Source organism: Nocardia sp. NBC_01388 (genome assembly GCF_045040085.1).
Lineage (GTDB): Bacteria > Actinomycetota > Actinomycetes > Mycobacteriales > Mycobacteriaceae > Nocardia.
The window spans coordinates 4,203,030-4,222,849 of record NZ_CP109553.1; the positions used below are offsets into that span (position 1 = coordinate 4,203,030).

At 67.4% G+C, this 19,820-nt stretch carries 24 protein-coding genes; 5 read left to right on the forward strand and 19 right to left on the reverse strand.

Features of this window, described 5'->3' with window-relative positions:
- Positions 1–307: 307 nt before the first annotated feature.
- On the reverse strand, positions 308–1,420 hold the full coding sequence (gene rlmN, locus OG716_RS20760; protein ID WP_405139146.1) for a 23S rRNA (adenine(2503)-C(2))-methyltransferase RlmN: 1,113 nt from the start codon (positions 1,418–1,420) through the stop codon (positions 308–310).
- Positions 1,421–1,595: 175 nt separating this feature from the next.
- Between rlmN and OG716_RS20765 the strand changes: the two genes are divergently transcribed.
- The gene (locus OG716_RS20765; protein WP_355129890.1) at positions 1,596–1,907 is read left to right on the forward strand and encodes a lipopolysaccharide assembly protein LapA domain-containing protein; all 312 of its coding nucleotides are present in this window, start codon (positions 1,596–1,598) and stop codon (positions 1,905–1,907) included.
- A gap of 134 nt (positions 1,908–2,041) precedes the next feature.
- Positions 2,042–2,377 carry an ester cyclase gene (locus OG716_RS20770; RefSeq protein WP_405139147.1) on the forward strand — a complete coding sequence of 112 codons (336 nt, stop codon included), beginning with the start codon at positions 2,042–2,044 and terminating at the stop codon, positions 2,375–2,377.
- On the opposite strand, the gene OG716_RS20775 is transcribed toward OG716_RS20770, so the two are convergent.
- Positions 2,304–3,218, reverse strand: coding sequence for an AraC family transcriptional regulator (locus OG716_RS20775; protein ID WP_405139148.1), 915 nt, complete (start codon positions 3,216–3,218; stop codon positions 2,304–2,306). The two genes, OG716_RS20770 and OG716_RS20775, sit on opposite strands and share 74 nt — an antisense overlap.
- A gap of 123 nt (positions 3,219–3,341) precedes the next feature.
- On the opposite strand from OG716_RS20775, the gene OG716_RS20780 reads away from it, so the two are divergent.
- Complete coding sequence (locus OG716_RS20780; protein WP_405139149.1) at positions 3,342–3,791, forward strand: pyridoxamine 5'-phosphate oxidase family protein; 450 nt, start codon at positions 3,342–3,344, stop codon at positions 3,789–3,791.
- Positions 3,792–3,802: 11 nt separating this feature from the next.
- Here the strand turns inward: OG716_RS20780 and OG716_RS20785 are convergent, their stop codons facing one another.
- The 7 genes from OG716_RS20785 to OG716_RS20815 all read right to left on the reverse strand — a co-directional run bounded on the left by OG716_RS20785 (position 3,803) and on the right by OG716_RS20815 (position 9,411).
- The gene (locus OG716_RS20785; protein WP_405139807.1) at positions 3,803–4,735 is read right to left on the reverse strand and encodes a phosphatidate cytidylyltransferase; all 933 of its coding nucleotides are present in this window, start codon (positions 4,733–4,735) and stop codon (positions 3,803–3,805) included.
- Positions 4,736–4,847: 112 nt separating this feature from the next.
- Positions 4,848–5,405: a ribosome recycling factor gene (gene frr, locus OG716_RS20790; RefSeq protein WP_355129894.1), complete on the reverse strand. Its 558-nt coding sequence runs from the start codon at positions 5,403–5,405 to the stop codon at positions 4,848–4,850.
- A gap of 37 nt (positions 5,406–5,442) precedes the next feature.
- The gene (pyrH, locus tag OG716_RS20795) at positions 5,443–6,177 is read right to left on the reverse strand and encodes a UMP kinase (RefSeq protein ID WP_327144820.1); all 735 of its coding nucleotides are present in this window, start codon (positions 6,175–6,177) and stop codon (positions 5,443–5,445) included.
- Between the two features lie 442 nt (positions 6,178–6,619).
- Complete coding sequence (gene tsf / locus OG716_RS20800) at positions 6,620–7,444, reverse strand: translation elongation factor Ts (protein ID WP_327144815.1); 825 nt, start codon at positions 7,442–7,444, stop codon at positions 6,620–6,622.
- A 101-nt stretch (positions 7,445–7,545) separates the two neighbouring features.
- Positions 7,546–8,427 (reverse strand): 30S ribosomal protein S2, encoded by an 882-nt coding sequence (rpsB, locus tag OG716_RS20805; RefSeq protein WP_327144814.1) that lies wholly within the window; start codon positions 8,425–8,427, stop codon positions 7,546–7,548.
- Positions 8,428–8,650: 223 nt separating this feature from the next.
- On the reverse strand, positions 8,651–8,980 hold the full coding sequence (locus tag OG716_RS20810) for a DUF202 domain-containing protein (RefSeq protein WP_405139150.1): 330 nt from the start codon (positions 8,978–8,980) through the stop codon (positions 8,651–8,653).
- Complete coding sequence (locus OG716_RS20815; protein WP_405139151.1) at positions 8,977–9,411, reverse strand: YidH family protein; 435 nt, start codon at positions 9,409–9,411, stop codon at positions 8,977–8,979. The genes OG716_RS20810 and OG716_RS20815 overlap by 4 nt, the downstream gene beginning before the upstream one ends.
- 138 nt (positions 9,412–9,549) lie before the next feature.
- Here OG716_RS20815 and OG716_RS20820 point away from each other — a divergent pair, with 138 nt between their 5' ends.
- Positions 9,550–10,071, forward strand: a complete 522-nt coding sequence (locus OG716_RS20820) for a M23 family metallopeptidase (protein ID WP_327144811.1) — start codon at positions 9,550–9,552, stop codon at positions 10,069–10,071.
- A gap of 59 nt (positions 10,072–10,130) precedes the next feature.
- On the forward strand, positions 10,131–10,646 hold the full coding sequence (locus OG716_RS20825) for a DUF1990 family protein (protein ID WP_405139152.1): 516 nt from the start codon (positions 10,131–10,133) through the stop codon (positions 10,644–10,646).
- 229 nt (positions 10,647–10,875) lie between these two features.
- Here OG716_RS20825 and OG716_RS20830 read toward each other — a convergent pair whose 3' ends face one another.
- The 10 genes from OG716_RS20830 to lepB form a co-directional block, all read right to left on the reverse strand.
- Positions 10,876–11,253, reverse strand: coding sequence for a hypothetical protein (locus OG716_RS20830; protein ID WP_405139153.1), 378 nt, complete (start codon positions 11,251–11,253; stop codon positions 10,876–10,878).
- Positions 11,254–11,398: 145 nt separating this feature from the next.
- Positions 11,399–12,160, reverse strand: coding sequence for a siderophore-interacting protein (locus tag OG716_RS20835; protein WP_405139154.1), 762 nt, complete (start codon positions 12,158–12,160; stop codon positions 11,399–11,401).
- 85 nt (positions 12,161–12,245) lie between these two features.
- Positions 12,246–13,040, reverse strand: a complete 795-nt coding sequence (locus OG716_RS20840; protein ID WP_405139155.1) for an N-formylglutamate amidohydrolase — start codon at positions 13,038–13,040, stop codon at positions 12,246–12,248.
- A gap of 4 nt (positions 13,041–13,044) precedes the next feature.
- Positions 13,045–13,968 (reverse strand): tyrosine recombinase XerC, encoded by a 924-nt coding sequence (locus OG716_RS20845; RefSeq protein ID WP_355129918.1) that lies wholly within the window; start codon positions 13,966–13,968, stop codon positions 13,045–13,047.
- A gap of 287 nt (positions 13,969–14,255) precedes the next feature.
- Positions 14,256–15,443, reverse strand: a complete 1,188-nt coding sequence (gene dprA, locus OG716_RS20850; RefSeq protein WP_405139156.1) for a DNA-processing protein DprA — start codon at positions 15,441–15,443, stop codon at positions 14,256–14,258.
- Between the two features lie 395 nt (positions 15,444–15,838).
- Entirely contained in the window at positions 15,839–17,347 is a 1,509-nt protein-coding gene (locus tag OG716_RS20855) for a YifB family Mg chelatase-like AAA ATPase (RefSeq protein WP_405139157.1), read from the reverse strand.
- 1 nt (position 17,348) lies between these two features.
- Complete coding sequence (locus OG716_RS20860; protein WP_405139158.1) at positions 17,349–17,708, reverse strand: YraN family protein; 360 nt, start codon at positions 17,706–17,708, stop codon at positions 17,349–17,351.
- An 86-nt stretch (positions 17,709–17,794) separates the two neighbouring features.
- Positions 17,795–18,100: a DUF2469 domain-containing protein gene (locus OG716_RS20865; RefSeq protein WP_067514125.1), complete on the reverse strand. Its 306-nt coding sequence runs from the start codon at positions 18,098–18,100 to the stop codon at positions 17,795–17,797.
- A gap of 43 nt (positions 18,101–18,143) precedes the next feature.
- Positions 18,144–18,842 carry a ribonuclease HII gene (locus OG716_RS20870; RefSeq protein WP_405139809.1) on the reverse strand — a complete coding sequence of 233 codons (699 nt, stop codon included), beginning with the start codon at positions 18,840–18,842 and terminating at the stop codon, positions 18,144–18,146.
- A gap of 93 nt (positions 18,843–18,935) precedes the next feature.
- The gene (lepB, locus tag OG716_RS20875) at positions 18,936–19,748 is read right to left on the reverse strand and encodes a signal peptidase I (protein WP_405139159.1); all 813 of its coding nucleotides are present in this window, start codon (positions 19,746–19,748) and stop codon (positions 18,936–18,938) included.
- Between the last annotated feature and the right edge of the window lie 72 nt (positions 19,749–19,820).

Genomic DNA, 19,820 nt, shown 5'->3' on the forward strand with positions numbered 1-19,820 from the left:
GTGAAACTTGGCACCCGTTGGGTGTTCCAGGCTCTGTGATCGGCGTGACAGATCAGCTCTCGCCCAAGACATCCTGCACCGCGAGCTCGCCGATATTGCCGAATACGCTGTCCAGCTTGGTTCGGCCGTCGACGAGGTTGGAGGTGACGCCGGCGATCGCGCAGTCGCTGCTCGACCCGCTCCGAGATGACCGTCGCGGACTGCATGAGCAGCAGAGCAGCCTCGGCGATTCCGTCCGCCAGCACGACTGCGATCGCCGGACGCGCTGCAGACCCGCCGACGGTAACGGCGATGCCCCTTCGACCTATCAGCCTTCGGCGGCGAGTTGGCCGCAGGCGGCGGCGATTTCCTGGCCTCGGGTGTCGCGGACGGTGCAGGGGACGCCCTGGGCCACTACGCGGCGAACGAATTCGTACTGAACGGCTTTCGGGCTCGCGTCCCATTTGCTGCCCGGGGTCGGGTTCAGCGGGATGAGATTCACATGGACGCGGGAGCCGAGGGCCTTGTGCAGCTTCTTACCGAGAAGGTCTGCGCGCCAGGGCTGGTCGTTGATATCGCGGATCAGGGCGTACTCGATCGAGACACGGCGGCCGGACTTGTCGGCGTAATACCTTGCGGCATCGAGGACTTCGGCGATGGGCCAGCGATTGTTGACCGGGACCAGGGTGTCGCGGAGTTCGTCGTCGGGGGTGTGCAGGGAGACCGCGAGGGTCACCGACATGTCCTCGTCGGCGAGCTTGCGGATGGCGGGGGCCAGGCCGACTGTGGAGACCACAACGCTGCGCTGAGAAATGCCCAGGCCGTCCGGGGCGGGAGAGGTGATGCGGCGGACCGCGGCGACGACGCGCTTGTAATTGGCCAGCGGCTCGCCCATACCCATGAAGACGATGTTCGAGAGGCGGCCGGGACCACCGGCGACCTCACCGTCACGCAGGGCGGCCGCAGCGGCGCGCACCTGGTCGACGATTTCAGCGGTCGACAGATTGCGGGTCAGGCCCGCCTGGCCGGTCGCGCAGAACGGGCAGGCCATACCGCAGCCGGCCTGACTGGAGATGCAGAGGGTATTGCGGTCGGTGTACCGCATGAGCACGCTCTCGAGCAGCGTGCCGTCGCCGGCGCGCCACAGCGTCTTGCGGGTGCTGCCGTCATCGCAGACCACATTGCGGACCTCGGTGAGCAGCGGCGGGAAGAGCGCCTCGCCCACCTTCGCGCGCATGGCCTCCGGCAGATCGGTCATCAGCGCCGGGTCGGCCACCAGGCGGCCGTAGTACTGGCGGGCGATCTGATCGGCGCGGAATTTGGGGAGGCCGAGCTCCTCGACGGCCGCCCGGCGTTCCTGCGGATCGAGGTCGGCGAGATGCCTCGGCGGCAGGCCACGGCGAGGGGCGTCGAACACGAGGGGCAAGGGGGTGGCAGTCATAACCCTTCCAGTGTTCCATCCGAGCCGCTGTTTCGGGCGTGCGGGGTGCGATGCGCTCGTCACAGTCGCCGTGAGCTCGCCGACAGTGACCCAGTTAATACCGGGCACAGACGACATACCGCAGATAAGGGGCTATATGCGTGCACCGCTCATAGCAATCGGCAATGATCAAGCAATGACCACCGACGCCGTACCGACCGCCGGGTCGGAACCGACCCCCAGCACAGGCCAGAACCCGCGCGTCCTCAAGACCCGCGCCGGTTACGCGTGGATCGGCCTCGTCATCGCCGCCATCCTGGGAATCATCCTGCTGATCTTCATCCTGCAGAACCTGGACCAGGCCCAGGTCTCCATGTTCGGGTGGAATTGGAACCTGCCCATCGGCGTGCTCGTCCTGCTCTCGGTAATCTCCGGCGCGCTGGTCACAGCGCTGGTCGGCGGCTACCGCATCCTGCAGCTGCGCCGCGCCGCCAAGAAGCACGTCTAGCGGGTCACCAGCCGTCGATAGGCGATGCGGCCGGACTCGCCACTAGCTTGATCATCTCGCCGAAGTGAGGCCCTCGAGTGTGCGGTTGAGCAGGCTGCGAGCCTGGCGGCGAAAATGGCAATCGATGTGGTCCGGTGCACCGGACCTACAGGTTGTCACCGAAACGACCCATCGAAAGTGGCGAGTGGGTCGCACACCGATTCCCAGTGCGCGGCACGCATATCGGCGACTTCCTCGGGCTTCCGCCGACCGGTCCGCCGTTCGAAACCGTGGGCATGGACATGATTCGCGTACGCGACGGCCGGCTTGCCGAGCACCGGATGCTCGCGGAACCCTTCCGTTCGGCCGATCGGGCGACGTCCGGTAAGACAGCAGCTGCGGATCAGAGCGATTCCGTCAGACACCCGCCAGCACCGGATCGGCCCCTGCCTTGCGATATTGACCGGGCGCGGTGCCGTATTCACGTTTGAAGGCTTTGCCGAAGGCGTACTCCGAGCCGTATCCAGCGCGGCGGGCCACGCTCGACAACGGAGAATCGGTCTCGCGCAACAGTCTTGCGGCGGTGATCATGCGCCAGCGCGTCAGATAGGCCAGCGGCGGCTCACCGAGCATGAGGGTGAAGCGCTTCGCGAAGGCCGCGCGGCTCAGACCGGCCCGCTCCCCCAGCGACTCCACCGTCCAGCCGTGTTCCGGGTTCTCGTGAATGCCACGCAATGCGGCGGAGATACCGGGATCGGCGAAAGCCGCTGCCCAACCGGAGATTTCGGCCTCGGCCTCGGTGAACCAGGCGCGCAGGATGTAGAGCAGCAGGAGGTCCAGCAGCGCGGGCACCGCAGCATCACCGCCGGGACGCGGGTCGTCGAGTTCGGCGGCGAGCAGATCGACGGCGGCGCGCAGAGCGGCGTGCGTACCCAGACGAGCCGGAATGTGCACGACCTCAGGCAGTTCGGTCAGCAGTGGGTGGGTGCGATCCGCGGCCAGCTGGTACGAGCCGCACAGCAGGGTCGCCGCCGGGCCCGGACCCTCGATGACACGAAGGTCTGCGGGACCGGCAGTTTCGGTGAGCGGGGTGCCGGGCTGATCGACCAGACCGTGCGCGACACCACGCAGCATGAACACCACATCACCCACCCCCAGTGCGATCGGATCGGTGTCCGGACGGGTCAGCCGGCAGGTGCCCTGCAGCACGATATGAAATCCGGCCCCCTCGATTTTCGGATACGCCCGGCCCCACGGCGCATGCCGCACGAACAGGCCCGACGCCGGACTGCCGGTGCGCGCGGTGGCCAGCACCTCACTGAGAACGTCCATGCCGAAAAGGATATGTCGGCAAGACGATTGGACATCGAGAAAAGATTCTCGATGATTTATCGTCTTCGCCTCTGCTCATACAGTGACTTCAACACCGAGATCGCCCCTCACAGGAGATTCCATATGAGCAAGAACCAGGGTCCCGCTCCGCGCTCACTGACCGAACAGGAACTCGGCGCGCTGATCGCTGCGCAGCAGTTCGGCGTGCTGGCGACCGTGCAGCGCTCCGGGCATCCGGCGATGTCCACCGTCCTGTACCGCTGGGTTCCCACCGAGCGCGTCATCCGCATCTCGACGACGGCCGAGCGGCTCAAAGCCAAACAGGTGCGCACCAATTCCCGGGTCGCATTGCATGTCAGCGGACCCGACGTGTGGTCGTTCGCGGTCGCCGAAGGCGATGCCGAGGTATCGGATCGTCCCGAGGAACTGCTCGCCTACGCCGGGTATCCCGCCGCCCACGCGGGGTACCCGGAAGATGCGGCGGCGTTCCTGGCCGAGCAGCGGGCCGAGGGGCGAGTGGTGATCACCATAGAAGTGGCGCGGATTTACGGCACCGCACTTGATGTTTCGTGAACCGCAGCAGGTCAGAGCAGGGCGGTCAGCACCAGCCAGGCTACGAAGGCGGAGGGGAGCATGGAGTCCAGGCGATCCATGATGCCGCCGTGGCCGGGGAGCAGGGTGCCCATGTCCTTGATGCCGAGTTCGCGCTTGACCTGGGATTCGATGAGGTCGCCGGTGGTGGCGATCAGCACCAGGCCGACACCGAGCAGTACACCGATCATCGAATTGGCCTGCAGCAGCAGGGTCACGGTCAGCAGGCCGCCGATGACGCAGAAGACCAGCGAACCGCCGAAACCCTCCCAGGACTTCTTCGGGCTGATGTGCGGAACCATCGGATGCTTACCGAAAAGCACACCGGCGACATAACCGCCGACATCCGAGCAGACCACCAGAATCATGAAGGTCAGCACCCGCAGATTGCCGTCGTCCTGCTGCAGCATCAGCACCGCGAAGGACGCCAGCAGTGGGATCCAGGCCAGTACGAAAACGCTGATCGCGGTGTCGCGCAGATAGTTTCGGGGCGTCGCCCGCAGACCGTGATCGAACAGCCGCCACACCATGATCGCCAGCGCCGTCGCGCCGAAGGCCCCGAGCACGCCCTGCGGACCCCACGGCCACGCCAGCCAGACGATCGCCTGACCACCTGCCAGCAGCGGAATCCGCGGCACCAGGACATCGGCCTCACGCAGTCGCTTGGCCACCTCCCAGGTGGCGACCGCGATGGCCGCGGCGATCACGCCGACGAGCACCTTGGGCGCGAACAGCAGGATCGCGATGAGCGACAGGCCCAGACCCATGCCGACCGCCAGTGCGGCAGGCAGATTGCGCCCGGCCTTCGAGGCGGGCGCGGCCGGAGCCGACTGTTCTGCCGCCGGTGACTCCGGCTCGGGAGCCGGCGGAACCCACTCGGGAGGCGACGGCACCGCCCCCGCGGTGTCCTCGCCGGGCGGCGTCACCGCGCCGGAGGCGGCAGTTTCTTCGGCCACGATTGTCCTGTCGCTCACTTGTCGTCCGTTCGTCCCTACCCCCGGCCGGCAGTGCCGGCCGTCCGTGTCAGATTCGAGCGACTCAGACCTCGAGCAGCTCAGATTCCTTGTGCTTCACCAGTTCGTCGATGGAGCTGACGTACCGCGCGGTGGTCTTGTCCAATTCCTTCTCGGCGCGACCGACCTCGTCCTCGCCGGCCTCACCGTCCTTCTGGATGCGGCCGAGCTCTTCCATGGTCTTGCGCCGCACATTGCGGATGGAGATCTTGGCGTCCTCACCCTTGGACTTGGCCTGCTTGACCATCTCGCGGCGCCGCTCCTCGGTCAGCTGCGGGACGGACACGCGGATGATGTCGCCATTGTTGGTCGGGTTCACACCCAGATCCGAATTGCGGATCGCGGTCTCGATCGGCTGCAACTGGCTCTGCTCGTACGGCTTGATGATCAGCATGCGCGGCTCGGGCGTGCTGATTCCGGCGATCTGGGTGATAGGCGTGGGCGACCCGTAGTAGTCCACGACAACCCGGGAGAACATGCCCGGATTCGCGCGACCGGTCCGAATGGAACCCAGATCGTCCTTCGCCACCGAGACTGCCTTCTCCATCTTTTCCTCGGCGTCGAAGAGCGCTTCTTCAATCACGGCGTTTCCTCCACAGCGTCATCGTTCTTTCCACTGGTCACGAACGGACCAGCGTGCCGATCTTCTCACCGGCGACGGCACGGGCAATATTGCCCTTCGTCAACAAATTGAACACCAGCATCGGCATCTGGTTGTCCATACACAGGCTGAACGCGGTGGCGTCGGCCACCTTCAGGCCACGTTCCAGGACCTCTTTATGCGTGATCTCGGTGAACATCACGGCGTCCGGGTCCTCGCGCGGGTCCGCATTGAAGACACCGTCGACGCCCTTGGCCATCAGCACGACCTCCGCACCGATCTCCAGCGCGCGCTGCGCGGCAGTGGTGTCGGTGGAGAAGTACGGCATGCCCATTCCGGCGCCGAAGATCACGACCCGGCCCTTCTCCAGATGCCGCTTGGCGCGCAATGGGAGATACGGTTCGGCGACCTGGCCCATGGTGATGGCGGTCTGCACCCGGGTGTCGATGCCCTGCTTCTGTAGAAAGTCTTGCAGCGCAAGGCTGTTCATCACGGTACCGAGCATGCCCATGTAATCGGAGCGGGCGCGTTCCATACCGCGCTCCTCGAGCTCGGCGCCACGGAAGAAATTGCCGCCGCCGATGACCACGGCCACCTGGACACCGTCCTCGACGACCTCCGCGATCTGCTCGGCGACCGCCTGCACCACATCCGGGTCGAGACCGACCCGGCCACCGCCGAACATCTCGCCGCCCAGCTTGAGGAGCACTCGGCGATAGCCCTTGCGGTCGGGGGCCGTATCGGGGTCCGTCATCGGTCTCCTTGTCCTCGGCAGTCGCGCAGCCACGCACATGAAAAGGCCACCCCGGCGCATGCATCGCACGGGACGGCAACAAACTTGTTCTATCCTGCACCACGGGCGGTCACGACAGTGCGGCGACCCTCTATACGGCGCCCGATTTCGCGATATCCGGCGCATGCCGCGCGCGGGTCAACACTACGGCAAACCGGCCGGCAGCGACCTGATCAGGTGGCAGCACCGCGACCAGACCCCGGCGACCGTGGAAATAGGCAAGCGGAAGCAGGATCCGCGTAACAGGTTCCTCGCAAGGCGGCACCGCCCGGACGGACCGCAGCCGGTTGCGAGACCGCCTCCGGCGGCCCGGCCTGAGAACGTGCCCACCCATCACCACAACAAGGGCCTCTTGCTCATCGAATATCGATGAGCAAGAGGCCCTTTGGGGTGTGTCAGGCGATCAGGCCTGGCCGACCTCGAAGCGAGCGAAGGCGGTGATGGTGGCACCGGCCTCGTCGAGCTGCTGCTTCACGGTCTTCTTGCTGTCGGTGACCGACGACTGCTCCAGCAGGACAACGTCCTTGTAGAAGCCGTTGACGCGGCCTTCGGTGATCTTGGCGAGGGCGGCCTCGGGCTTGCCCTCTTCGCGCGCGGTCGCCTCGGCGATCGAACGCTCCTTCTCGACGAGGTCGGCGGGGACCTGGTCGCGGGTGACGTACTTGGCCTTGAGCGCGGCGACCTGCATGGCGGCGGCGCGGGCGGCCTCGGCGGCAGCTTCGCTGTCACCGGTGTACTGGACCAGCACGCCGACGGCGGGCGGCAGGTCGGTGGCGCGCTTGTGCAGGTAGGTCGCGACCGGGCCGTCGAAAGCGACGGCGCGGCGCAGCTCGAGCTTCTCGCCGATACGGGCGGCCAGCTCCTGCACGGCCTGGTCGGCGGTCTTGCCGCCCAGGTCGACAGCCTTGAGCGCATCCAGGTCAGCCGGGCGCGTCTTGGCGGCAGCCGCGACGATGCTGTTGGCCAGCTCCTGGAACTCCGCGTTCTTGGCGACGAAGTCGGTCTCGGAGTTGATCTCGATCAGGACGCCGTCCTGCGAGGCGACCAGGCCCTCGGCCGTCGAGCGCTCAGCGCGCTTGCCGACGTCCTTGGCACCCTTGATACGCAGGATTTCGACTGACTTCTCGAAGTCGCCGTCGGTCTCCTCGAGCGCCCGCTTGCAGTCCATCATGCCGGAGCCGGTGAGGTCGCGAAGCTTCTTCACGTCAGCGGCGGTGTAGTTCGCCATGTCGGGCGAGCCTCCTCAGTGTGGGAATGTGGTGGTCACACCTTGCCGCCCGCTTCCTAACAGGAAGGGGCGGCAGAGTGAACGAACTTCGTTGTCGCGACTCAGAAGTCGGCCGGGGTGGCAGCCGGGGGAACCTCGGCCACAGCGGCCTCGGCCGCGGTCTCGACGGGCGCCTCGGCAACAGCCTCGGTGGCCTCGGCAGCCGGAGTAGCCGAAGACAGCAGCTCCTGCTCCCACTCGGCGAGCGGCTCGCCGGCAGCGCCGGCTTCCGGCTTGGAGTCGCCACCGGCGCGCGCGGCACGGGCCTGCACACCTTCGGCAACGGCGGAAGCGACAACGCGGGTCAGCAGCGCGGCCGAGCGGATGGCATCGTCGTTACCCGGGATCGGGTAGTCGACCAGGTCGGGATCGCAGTTGGTATCCAGGATCGCGATGACCGGGATGTTCAGCTTGCGAGCCTCGCCGACGGCGATGTGCTCCTTGTTGGTGTCGACGACCCAGATGGCCGAGGGAACCTTGGCCATGTCCCGGATGCCGCCGAGGGTGCGCTCGAGCTTGTTCTTCTCACGCGTGAGCATGAGGATTTCCTTCTTGGTGCGACCCTCGAAGCCACCGGTCTGCTCCATGGCCTCGAGCTCCTTCATACGCTGAAGGCGCTTGTGCACGGTGCCGAAGTTGGTGAGCATGCCACCGAGCCAACGCTGGTTGACGTACGGCATGCCGACGCGAGTGGCCTCGGCCGCGATCGATTCCTGGGCCTGCTTCTTGGTACCGACGAAGAGGACGGTGCCACCGTGGGCGACAGTCTCCTTGACGAACTCGTAGGCCTTATCGATGTAGGTCAGCGTCTGCTGCAGATCGATGATGTAGATGCCGTTGCGGTCGGTGAAGATGAAACGCTTCATCTTCGGGTTCCAACGACGGGTCTGATGACCGAAGTGCGCGCCGCTGTCGAGCAGCTGCCTCATTGTTACGACAGGCATGGCTACGTAACCCTTTCAATTGCTGGTTGACGCAAAGGTCGGCGACCTCTGCCCTGGCGCCCACGGCCGCCGGACCCTCCGCAAAAACCAGGGGGACCAGCCGGCGACCCTCGATGTGGGCGCGCGAAGTCGGTCTGCAGTCAAGCAAACCGCTCGATCAGTTTACGGTGTTGTTATCCGAGACCGAAATCGCCCTGTCCGCAGGCTTCCGACCTGGGCATAGTCACCGCTGCGTGACCGCGTATTCGATCGATAACACCAGTGCCACGACCGCCACGACGGCGACGGCGACCGCCACTGCGGTAATACCGCGATAGCCCCGGCTCCGCGCACCCTTGCGATGTGAATGCAGCACCCGGCCACGCTGTACGCACACCGCCGTGACCACCAGCAATGCGATGGTCGCCATAAATGCGGCCACCGAGACCGGAGGCCAATCGCTGCTGTAGGCGGCCTTCAGGAACAGCACCGCGTTCGCCATCGCCGAGATCGCCGTCCGGCGCCACGCCAGCGCGGTGCGCTCGGCCGCGAGACCGGCCTCCGGGCTGGTCACGACAGCAGCAGGCCGATGCCCGCGAGTACCGCGATGACCGCGATGCCACCGGCCAGAATCGGAACCATGAGCGTGCGCGGGAGTGTGTCACCGCGCTGCATGGACTCCTGCACATGCCGCCAGCGGCCGTAGGCGCCGAGCGCAACTACGCCTGCCAGCACGATGCAACTCAGCGCGACCGCGGAGCGAACACCGTGGTGGCGAAAGGGTTTCACCAGTTCATGGACCGCGACACCGCCGGCGAGCAGGCCCAGGGCGGTGCGAATCCAGGCCAGGAAGGTGCGCTCGTTGGCGAGGGTGAAGCGGTAGTCGAGCTCCTGCTCCTCTGCTTCGATGAGCCCTTCGATCTGCGCTTCGGTCACGGCGATCTGGTGTTCGACCGCGGCCGTCTCCGAATCGGCGGCGCTGCCGGACGGCTCGGCGGAGCCCATTCGATTTCTCCTTCGTCTGCGCGTGTGCGGTAGCTGGTACGGCCCTTCTCAACCACACGGTATTCACACTCCGTGCGGCTATCCACAATTCGCATTCACGGTAGCCCGGACGGGTTTGCCGGGGTGCACAGTGAAGGTATGCGCCTGATCGTGTCGATCGTCCTCGGCTGGTTGGTCCTGCTCACACCGCAGTGTCTGGCCGCACCGGGTGCTGCCGCGCCGATCAGCGGGTTCGACTGGCCGCTACGGCCGCGACCGGCGGTGGTGCGGGCATTCGACAAACCCGAACGGGACTGGTTGCCGGGGCATCGAGGCGTGGATCTGGGCGGCAGTCCCGGGCAGCAGGTGCTGGCGGCGGGCGACGGGACGGTCGCATTCGCGGGGATCGTGGCGGGCAAACCCGTGCTGTCGATCGACCACACCGGCGGGCTGCGCACCACCTACGAACCGGTGAAGTCATCGCTTCCGTTGGGGCGCAGGGTAATTCGTGGCATGCCGATCGGCGAGCTGCAATCCGGCCATGACCGGTGCCCCGTCAGCGCGTGTCTGCACTGGGGTCTGCGGCGCGGGCACGACTATCTCGATCCGCTCGGACTGGTTCGGCACGGGCCCATTCGGCTCCAGCCACTGGCATCGCAGTCGCTACCCGGGGTCGGCTGAGACGAGCCGCACCGGGCCTGCCTCTATCCGAGGCCGGGGCGGGCGGTCAGGATGAGGGTATGCCGCAGAACCCCGCAACGGTCCCGTTCACATACGCCGATGCCGGAGCTACCAGGGGTGAGTTCCCGCCGGGGTATCACCACTTCCGGATACGCCGCCGAATCGGTTCCGGCCGTGCGCTGTTCGAGGAGGCGGGGATCCAGATCCTGGCATACCGCATGCAACGGGGCACCGGCATTTTCGAGCGGGCCACCACGCCGAACGCCGAGCCCGGCACCGAACTGACCGTCCGCCTCGGCCTCGGCCCGTTCGGCATCAGCGCACCCTGCCGGGTGGTGTACGTCCTGGACGAGCCGAACCGCCGCGGCTTCGCCTACGGCACGCTGCCCGGCCATCCCGAGAGCGGAGAGGAGCTGTTCGCCGTCGAATACGATCCGGCCGACGAATCGGTCCACGGCATCGTCGCTGCATTCTCCCGCCCCGGCGCCTGGTACACCCGGCTCGGCGGACCGGTGGTCCGGCTCATCCAGCACTGGTTCGCGACGCGCTACATCGCCACCATCCAGCCACGCTGATCAATCGGCCGGCACGCGCAGCCATCGCACCTCGTCCCGCTGCACAAATGGTTCCGGTCACACTCCGAAGGCGGCGAGCCGCCCGGATGAGCCGCACTGACCAGCGCCGCAGAGGTGCAGCCGGCAGCGGCTGCCGAGGGCGGCAGCACTGATCAATCGGGTGGCGCGTTCAGCCTTCGGCCGTTGCCGAGGTGAGCCGAGCCGGCCGGTCCGGCAACGTGTTCGGCGGTCAGCCGTTGCCCAGATGGGCGGCGAGGGCGGCGGCTTCGGCCCGGAGGGTGGCCGCACGGTCGGCGCCACCCGCCAAGTCTTCGTATTCGGTTGCGGCGGTATGGCGTTCGTCGATTTCGGTGCGAACTATGGCTTCGATATCGGATTCGGTGAGGGCGCGGCGGGGGCGCTCGGCGGCGCCCAATCCGACGGCGCTGGATTCGATTGCGCCTGCGTGCACGTCGGAACCGTCGACCGCTTCGGCATTGTCGATAGCACCGAGGGCGGAACGGATAGCGGCGGTGACGCTTTTGTCACGGGCCTTCATAGCGACGGGGAGGGCGGCGCGCAGCCTGTCGCGCAACGGCAATACTTCTGTGGACCGGTCGGTCGTCATGAGCAAGGACGCTACGGTCGCAGTCCGCATGCGTCGAGCATTTGACGCAGCCGGTCTGCGCCGCCTGCAGTCATAGATTCGCGGCCGACCGGGTGGCGGCCCGGAAACCAGGGACGCCACCCTCGCGCCTGCCTGCCGCGCGCCGCTATACGGCTGCGGTAGCGGACTTCTCGCTCTCGGCGAGCTCGGACTTCCAGCGACGGAAGCCCTCTTCGGTGCGGCCGCGCCGCCAATAGCCGGAGATCGATGCCCACTCGGCGGTCACGCCGTGCTCCTTGCGCACGTACGGGCGCAGGTCGTGCATGACGGCCTGGGCTTCACCGTGGATGAAGACCTGGGCCTGGCCGTCGAGCCAGGACTCGGCACGCACGGCCGCGGCCAGACGCACGCCGGGTTCCGCGCCCTCGCGGTGGACCCAGGTGAGGGTCACACCCTCGGGGTGTACGAAGGCGAGTTCGTCCGCGGGACCGTCGACCTCGACGAATATGCGGCCGACCGCATCGGAGGGCAGCGCCCCGGAGGCCGCCGCGATGGCGGGCAGCGCGGAGTCGTCGCCGGCGAGCAGATGCCAGTCGGCGTCGGCGCGGGGTGCGTACGCGCCACCGGGACCGAGCAGGTCGATGGTGTCGCCGGGCTCCGCCGCCGCAGCCCAGGGACCTGCGACGCCCTCATCGCCGTGGTACACGAAATCGATGGCGATCTCCTCGGCGGCGGTATCGACCGAACGCACGGTGTAGGTGCGCATGGTCTCGCCGTCCGCGCCGGGGAAGGCGAGTTTGACGTAGGCGTCGGTGAAGCCGTTGGGCTGGAACGACGCGAAGCCGGGGCCGCCCAGATGGACACGAATGAGGTGGTCGGTCAGACGGATGGTGTTCTGAACCACAAAAGTTGTGCGGGCGCGAGCCAAGGGGGCACCTCCATAATTAGGGTTACCTAATAGACCGTAGCATGATTGTCGATAGCTCGTCGATAGAGTTTCGATAAGGTGCGGATCACCGCAATTCGGCAATGAGCGCCGCCAGTGCTGCGGCAAGAACTGCGAGACCCGGGCCGGCTGGGCCACCCGGTTCGGTCATGTAGTTGTCGCGGCGAATCTCCACCATGAGGGCGGTCACCCGCGGCTCGGTGCCGTAGAAATCCAGGGGCACATAGGTGCCCGCGAACGGGCTGTTGGTGGCAACGCCGCCGAAATCGCCGAAATTCCGTAGGGCCCGGGCCAGCAGGGCGGGCGGCGTGTGGAAGTCGTCCGCGCCCAAGCAGATCGACGGACGGCTGCCGTCGCCGTGCAATTCATACGGCAGGCGGGCGGTGGGATAGGAGTGCACGTCGATGATGACGGCCCGCCCGGTCGCGCGCAGGCGGTCGGCGACCACGTCCGCCATCGCCCGGGCGTACGGGTGGAAGTAGCCGTCGAGCAGTGCGGTGGGGTCGAAGTCCGCGGGGCGCAGCGGGGTTCGGTGCGTCGTCCGGGTGTAGACAGCGCCCATGCCCACCGCACGCATCTCCTCCCGCTCGTCCGGAAAGCGCTCGGGGTCGACCACCAGGCGGGACAAGCGGTTCACGAACTGCCAGGGGCGGATTGCCGAGAGCCCGGCGGCCGTCTCGGCCAGCGCCGCGGTGTGCGCGTCCGTGATGTGGTCCAGTTCGCGTGCGAGCTGCCGATCGTCGAGCTGCATATCGGAGCGGACGTGCGGTGGGATGGCACGCGCGGAGTGCGGAATATGCAGGATCACGGGCGAATTCGCCGCACCGGGGCGGAGTTCGACGGAGTCCGGAATTCGGGGCATGAGGTCAGGCGCGGGGGTGGGCTTGATCGTGGACCTTCTTCAGCCGATCTATGGAGACGTGCGTGTAGAGCTGGGTGGTTGCCATGCTGGCATGGCCCAGAATCTCCTGCACCACACGCAGATCCGCGCCGCCCTCCAGCAGGTGGGTGGCGGCGGTGTGCCGGAAACCGTGCGGCCCCATATCAGGTGCGCCGGGTATGGCGGAAACCACTTCGTGCACAACGGTTCTGGCCTGCCGCTGATCGAGTCGGCCACCCCGGCGGCCGAGCAGCAGCGCCCGGCCGGACGTCGTGTTCGCGAAGGCCGCACGACCGTGCCGGAGCCAGGCGTCCAGCGCCTTGTCGGCCGGTCCGCCGAACGGCACCGCGCGCTCCTTGTTGCCCTTGCCGAGCACCCGTACCAGCCGCCGCTCCCGATCCACATCCTCGATATCGAGCCCGCACAGCTCACTGACCCGAATCCCCGTCGCGTACAACATCTCCACGATCAGCCGATCGCGCAGAGCCATCGGATCATGCTGTGCCGCACCGGATTCCGCTGCATCCATGGCTGCCCGCGCCTGGTCCTGCCCCAGTACCGCGGGCAGCACCCGGTGCGCCCGCGCCGATCCCAGCCGCGGCCCCGGATCCACGCCCAGCCGCCCGGTATGCGCCAGCCAGGCGGTGAAGGTGCGCGCCGCCGAGGTCCGGCGCGCCATGGTGGTCCGCGCCGCCCCGGCCGCCGCCTGCTGCGCCAGCCAGGACCGCAGCAAGGCCAGATCCACCTCGCCCACACCGGAATCCGCCGCCCGCTCCAGCAGGTGCTCCAGGAGCGACCGCGCATCCCCCACATAGGCCCGCACCGTGTGCTCCGACCGGTTTCGCCCCAGCCGCAAATGCCGCCCGTACTCGGCCAGCAATGCCTCCACGTCTTCGGGCAATCCACTCATGCCCCCACGGTCACCGCCCCTCCCCCGCAAAGCAAGCCCCCGCGCCGCCAACTCCCCACCTCCGCAGAGGTCACAGCGCGGTTTTCCCATCGAACCGATGACCGGCAACGCCCCTCCGAGTGCATCCAGGCCCCATCGGCTGCGGCGGTGCCCATCTCGGCGAGGTAGACCAGCGCAATGCGGAAGGCGCAGCGCGAGACCGCAAGGCAAGGACCCAGCGTGGCACGGCAGGGCACCTCTCGGCGGGCCGCGCGGTGTGCCGGGTCTGCTCAGAGCAGACCCCCAGTTCAGCGAGACCGGTCACGGACCGCGGGTTCGGATTGCGCCTGCTGCCGCTTCGATTGGGCGAGGCGGTGCCAGCCGTTGTCGTCGCAGGCAACCAGGCCTGCGATCTCCAGGGCGGACAGGGTCGCGCGAACCAGTGGTAGGGCCAGACCGGTGTCTGTCACCAAGGCACGTGGGAGACGGGAACCTACTGCGGGAAGGGCGGCGAAGAGGAGTGCCTCGTGCTCGGAGAGATCGTCCTCCGGGGCGGGCGGGACGACCCCGGGCAGGGACAGGCGCAGCGGCCCCGCTTCGTCCAGGATTTCCGCGGCGGTGGTGGCGATGAAGGCCTCGCCTTCGCGGATCATGCGGTGGCAGCCGACCGATGCGGCGGAGGTGATCGGGCCCGGAACGGCAAGAGCCGGACGGCCCAGGCGGCGAGTCCATTTCACCGTATTGCGGGCACCGCTGCGGGCACCCGCCTCGACCACCACCACGGCATCGGCCAGCGCCGCGATGAGGCGGTTGCGGGCCAGGAAAGAGTGTTTGCGCACTCCGGTTCCGGGCGGATATTCGGTGACGACCAACCCGGTCGCGGCAATCTCGGCCAGCAGCCGATCGTGCTGCACCGGGTACGGGCGGTCCGGCCCGCAGGCCAGCACGGCGACGGTGCAGCCACCCACCGCCAGCGCCGCGCGATGAGCCATCCCATCGATCCCGAAAGCCGCACCGGACACCACGGTCCACCCCCGCACCGCCAATTCCCCGGCAATCTCCCCCGTCGCGTGATTCCCATACCCGGTACTGCACCGCGCACCCACCACCGCGATCGCCCGCTCGGTGCACTCCAGCAGTGATCGCGGTCCGCGCGCCCACAGCACGAGCGGCACCGCCGCGGACTCATCCTGCGCCGGATCCAACTGCCGCAGCCCGAGCATCCGCCAGGCAGGCCACTCCGGATCGTCAGGCGTCACCACACGCCCACCCAGCCGATCCATCAATGCCAAATCCTGCTCGGCCCGCTCGATCCCACGCCGCAACTCAGTCGGCCCCCGCAACACCTCCGGCAGCGCACACTCCCGCACCGCCCGAGCCGCCTCCACCACCCCCACCGACTCGATCAGCGAAGACAGTGCCGCACAGGGCCCCTCGACCACCCGGGACAAATAGACCCAGGCCAGCCTCCGCTCATCACCGTCGGACCGATCCACTCGAATCGACTCGTCGGCACCACCCACTGACGAGCCCGGGCTGTCCGGAGTCTCACAATCGGCCACCGGCTCGATGGGATCGGCGACCGAACTGGCCGACCCCAAGGGCAACCCACTCGGCCCGGAAGGTCGGCCGTGCAGAACAGCGGGACTCCCGTTCGGACTGGTGCCTGATCCAGCCCGCGCCGCCGCAGTGCCGACCGAGTCGGCCGGGGACTTACGCACCGTCGCAGCAGGACCGCCCTGTTCGGCCGCGCGCTCTGGCACGTCGACGATTCGACCGGCGGGTTCGGCAGTAGGGCATCGGGCCGACATCTCCGCTGCGGCGGCAGTGCCTCGGGCGGGTGACCGCTCCGGGGCTGCCAACGTTCGATGTTGTTCCGGCGGCATGTCACTCATGCCACACCTCGCTGACGGAAGCTCAATGCCTGCAGGACGTCCTGGGCATTGGGGATGCCGCCGCCGCGTAAATCACTGACGGTCCAAGCGACTCGGATGGCGCGATCCGCGCCGCGGGCCGACATGCGGCCGTGGCTGAGCGCGGTCTCGACGGGGGCCAGCGCCTCCCGGGGCAGCCGGAATTGCTGCCGCAGAACGTGTCCGGGGACTTCGGCATTGGTCGAGAGTCCCAGACCTTCCCAGCGTTTGGCCGCGGCATTGCGGGCCGCGGTCACGCGGGCCCGGACCACCTCGCTGTTCTCGACCTTGTCACCGCTGAAGGCGCCTGCCGACTGCGCATGCATCTGGACCGCCAGATCGATACGGTCGAGCAGTGGACCCGACAGTTTGCCGAGATAGCGGCGGCGGGCCAAAGGCGCACAGATGCAATCGATATCGCGAGCGGGCGCACACGGGCACGGGTTGGCGGCCAGGACCAGCTGAAATCTGGCCGGGTACCGCGCGACGCCATCGCGGCGGGCAATGCGAACTTCGCCCTCCTCCAAGGGAGTTCGCAGAGCTTCGAGGACCTTGCTTCCGATCTCGGCGCATTCGTCGAGAAAGAGAACACCGCGGTGGGCACAGCTGACCGCGCCCGGGCGGGCGGTGCCTGATCCGCCGCCGATCATGGACGTGACCGAGGACGAGTGGTGTGGGGCGACGAAAGGCGGGGCGAAGATCAGGGGGTGGTCGTCGGAGAGGATCCCTGCTACCGAGTGGATTGCGGTGACCTCCAGGGATTCTCGTTCCCGCAGGGGCGGGAGGAGGCTTGGAAGACGCTGTGCCAGCATAGTTTTGCCGATTCCGGGTGGGCCGGTGAGGAGCAGGTGGTGGCCGCCGGCGGCAGCTACCTCCAGGGCCCAGCGGGCCTCGTCCTGGCCGACCACCTCGCTCAGATCGCCGATGGACGGGATCGGGGCAGGCTGGACCGGATCGGGCAGAGCCAGATCGGTGGCACCGCGCAGCCAATCCACCAGCTCGCCCAGGGTCGAGGCGCCGAGTACGCGGATGCCGTCCACCAGCCCGGCTTCGGCCAGTGCTGCGGTGGGGACGACAACCGTGCTGCGCCCGGCGGTACGGGCCGCCAGCACCGCGGGCAGGATGCCACGCACCCGCCGGACGCGCCCGTCGAGGGCCAATTCACCCAACAGCACCGCATCGGCGAGACGCTGCGCCGGAATGGACCCGGCCGCATCGAGCACCGCCGCCGCCAGTGCGAGGTCGTAGACACTGCCGACCTTGGGCAGGGTCGCCGGAGACAGCGCCAGGATCACCCGGCCGTCCGGCCACTTCTCCCCCGTATTGGTGACCGCTGCCCGCACGCGATCGCGGGATTCCTGCAGCGTGGTGTCCGGACGCCCCACCAGGTGCACCGACGGCAGGCCCTGCCCGATATCGGCCTCGATCTCGACCAGTTGCCCGTCCACCCCGGCCACCGCCACCGAATACGCCCTCCCCAAAGGCATTTCAGAACACCGCCTCGAGGTGATCGATCACCGGCTCCGTGCCCGGCCGCATGAGCACCGACACCACATCGAACCGGACCCGCGGCCACGGGCCGGACTGCTCGTGCAGCCACAGCAGCGCGAGGCGGCGTATACGTTGCTGTTTGAGGTAGGTGACGGCCTCTGCGGGCGGGCCGAAGGCCACGCCCCGGCGGGTCTTCACCTCGATGAACACCGTGACGCCCGCGCGATCGCGCCCGATCAGATCGAGTTCACCGTACCGGCACCGCCAATTGCGGGCGACGATCTCCATACCGGCGGCGCTCAGATACCGCGCCGCCAGTTCCTCCCCGTGTGCGCCCAGCGCGAGATTGTGTCCCATTCAGCCAGCATGGCCGGGCCCATGACGGACCCGGCCATGCCGACCTGCGGAAACAGATTGCCTGTGGATAGCGAGGAGCTTGTGGACTACTCGGGAAGCCGCAGGTCAGGCTTCTCCAACTCCTCGATATTGACATCCTTGAAGGTGATGACTCGAACGTGCTTCACGAAGCGGGCGGGCCGGTACATATCCCAGACCCACGCATCGGACATACGCACCTCGAAGTACACCTCGCCGTCAGCGTTCTGCGGCCGCAGTTCGACTGTGTTGGCCAGGTAGAAGCGGCGCTCGGTCTCCACCACATACGAGAACTGGCCGACGATGTCCTTGTACTCTCGATATAGCGAGAGTTCCATCTCGGTTTCGTACTTCTCGAGATCCTCGGCGCTCATCGGGTGGAACGTCCTCCTTGTCGCCCAACTGGGTGTAGAGACATCATCCCGCATACGCGGTATCGGTAGCCACCCGGCCGGTCTCCCGCACATTGCGCCAGGACCGCCGGTGCTCACTGGTGACGCCCAACCGCTGCAGGGCCTCGGTGTGTTCGGGCGTGTTGTAGCCCTTGTGACCGGCAAATCCATAGCCGGGGAATTGCTCGTCGAGCTGCACCATCATGCGGTCCCTGGTCACCTTGGCGAGCACGCTCGCCGCCGCGATGCAGGCCGCCGTCGCGTCGCCGCCGATCACCGGCAGCGACGGCACCGGAATGCCCGGTACGCGGAACCCATCGGTGAGAACGTACCCGGGCACCGGGTCCAGCCCCGCCACCGCACGCCGCATGCCCTCGATATTGGCGACGTGGATACCGATGGAGTCGACCTCCCAGGCCGGGACCACGATCACCTTCCAGGCCAGCGCGACCCGCTTGATGATCGGGAACAGCTCCTCGCGCGCGGATTCGGTGAGCTTCTTGGAATCGTCGAGCCCGGCGAGGGAGGTGTACGCCTTGGGCGCCAGCAGGCAGGCGGCCACCACCAGCGGTCCCGCACACGGGCCGCGGCCCGCCTCGTCGACACCCGCGACCGGACCCAGCCCGCTGCGGATGAGCGCCGATTCCAGGGTGCGTAGCCCGCCGGCGCGGCGCATGACCACGCGCGGCGGCCAGTCGCCGCGTTCTATCGGCTGCTGAATCATCTTGCCGCCGCGCGGCTTCCGCGCCGGACCGCTCGCGGCCCGCGTACCCGCACCGTTCGCCATCTTCCCCACCGGTCGATTATCCCGCAGGACTCAGTTGGTCTGCGGGTCTTGGGACCGCACGGATCCGATCCGGCCCAGTGGCCAGATCTTGTACACTGCCTTGCCGCGCACATCCTTGATCGGCACGGTGCCGTGATACTGATCGTCCTGGTGGTAGCGCGAATCCGCGGATTCGGCACGATTGTCGCCCATCACCCAGAGATTGCCGTCGGGCACCTTGACCGGTCCGAAGGCCCGGCCGCCGGCGTTGTACGGCAGATCGGGCTGTGCGGGATTGAACGGATTGTTGCGGCTGCGGCCGTCGGGGTAGGTGCCGATATACGGCTCGTCCAGCGGCTTCCCGTCGACCAGGATGCGGCCCTGCGCATCACAGCACTGCACGGTCTGCCCGCCGGTGGCGATGACCCGCTTCACCAGATCGTTCTCGTCCGGCGGCACCAGGCCGAAGAAGGAGAAGAAGTTCTGGACGCCGCGCACCACGGTGTTCCGCGAGCGGATCGACGTGTAGTGCTTGTTCCAGGAATCACTCGGCCCGACGAACACCACCACATCACCCGGCTTGGGATCACCGAAGTAGTAGCTCAGCTTCTGCACATAGATGCGATCACCCGTACAACCCGTGCAACCGTGCAGGGTCGGTTCCATCGACTGCGACGGGATCACGTACGGCCGGCCGATGAATGTCACGACCAGCGCGGTGATCACTGCGGCAATGCCGATGAGCATCGGCAGTTCCTGCCAGAACGGGCGCTGCTTCTTCTTCGGCTTGGTGGTCGCCGGCTCATCCGCACGGCCCTCATCGCCGGGCCCGGACACCTTCAACGACTCGCTCTCGTCTGCCACCGGAACAGAGTAGCCCGGCACCGCGAAGAACTATGCGGTGCCGGGCTACTCGGCGTTCGGAGCGAAAAGCTA

Bases quoted from the DNA above. Each gene is read 5' to 3' on its own strand.
- rlmN (WP_405139146.1), bottom strand. From the start codon at position 1,420: ATGACTGCCACCCCCTTGCCCCTCGTGTTCGACGCCCCTCGCCGTGGC.
- OG716_RS20765 (WP_355129890.1), top strand. From the start codon at position 1,596: ATGACCACCGACGCCGTACCGACCGCCGGGTCGGAACCGACCCCCAGC.
- OG716_RS20775 (WP_405139148.1), bottom strand. From the start codon at position 3,218: ATGGACGTTCTCAGTGAGGTGCTGGCCACCGCGCGCACCGGCAGTCCG.
- OG716_RS20780 (WP_405139149.1), top strand. From the start codon at position 3,342: ATGAGCAAGAACCAGGGTCCCGCTCCGCGCTCACTGACCGAACAGGAA.
- pyrH (WP_327144820.1), bottom strand. From the start codon at position 6,177: ATGACGGACCCCGATACGGCCCCCGACCGCAAGGGCTATCGCCGAGTG.
- tsf (WP_327144815.1), bottom strand. From the start codon at position 7,444: ATGGCGAACTACACCGCCGCTGACGTGAAGAAGCTTCGCGACCTCACC.
- rpsB (WP_327144814.1), bottom strand. From the start codon at position 8,427: ATGCCTGTCGTAACAATGAGGCAGCTGCTCGACAGCGGCGCGCACTTC.
- OG716_RS20815 (WP_405139151.1), bottom strand. From the start codon at position 9,411: ATGGGCTCCGCCGAGCCGTCCGGCAGCGCCGCCGATTCGGAGACGGCC.
- OG716_RS20820 (WP_327144811.1), top strand. From the start codon at position 9,550: ATGCGCCTGATCGTGTCGATCGTCCTCGGCTGGTTGGTCCTGCTCACA.
- OG716_RS20825 (WP_405139152.1), top strand. From the start codon at position 10,131: ATGCCGCAGAACCCCGCAACGGTCCCGTTCACATACGCCGATGCCGGA.
- OG716_RS20830 (WP_405139153.1), bottom strand. From the start codon at position 11,253: ATGACGACCGACCGGTCCACAGAAGTATTGCCGTTGCGCGACAGGCTG.
- OG716_RS20840 (WP_405139155.1), bottom strand. From the start codon at position 13,040: ATGCCCCGAATTCCGGACTCCGTCGAACTCCGCCCCGGTGCGGCGAAT.
- OG716_RS20845 (WP_355129918.1), bottom strand. From the start codon at position 13,968: ATGAGTGGATTGCCCGAAGACGTGGAGGCATTGCTGGCCGAGTACGGG.
- OG716_RS20855 (WP_405139157.1), bottom strand. From the start codon at position 17,347: ATGCCTTTGGGGAGGGCGTATTCGGTGGCGGTGGCCGGGGTGGACGGG.
- OG716_RS20860 (WP_405139158.1), bottom strand. From the start codon at position 17,708: ATGGGACACAATCTCGCGCTGGGCGCACACGGGGAGGAACTGGCGGCG.
- OG716_RS20865 (WP_067514125.1), bottom strand. From the start codon at position 18,100: ATGAGCGCCGAGGATCTCGAGAAGTACGAAACCGAGATGGAACTCTCG.
- OG716_RS20870 (WP_405139809.1), bottom strand. From the start codon at position 18,842: ATGATTCAGCAGCCGATAGAACGCGGCGACTGGCCGCCGCGCGTGGTC.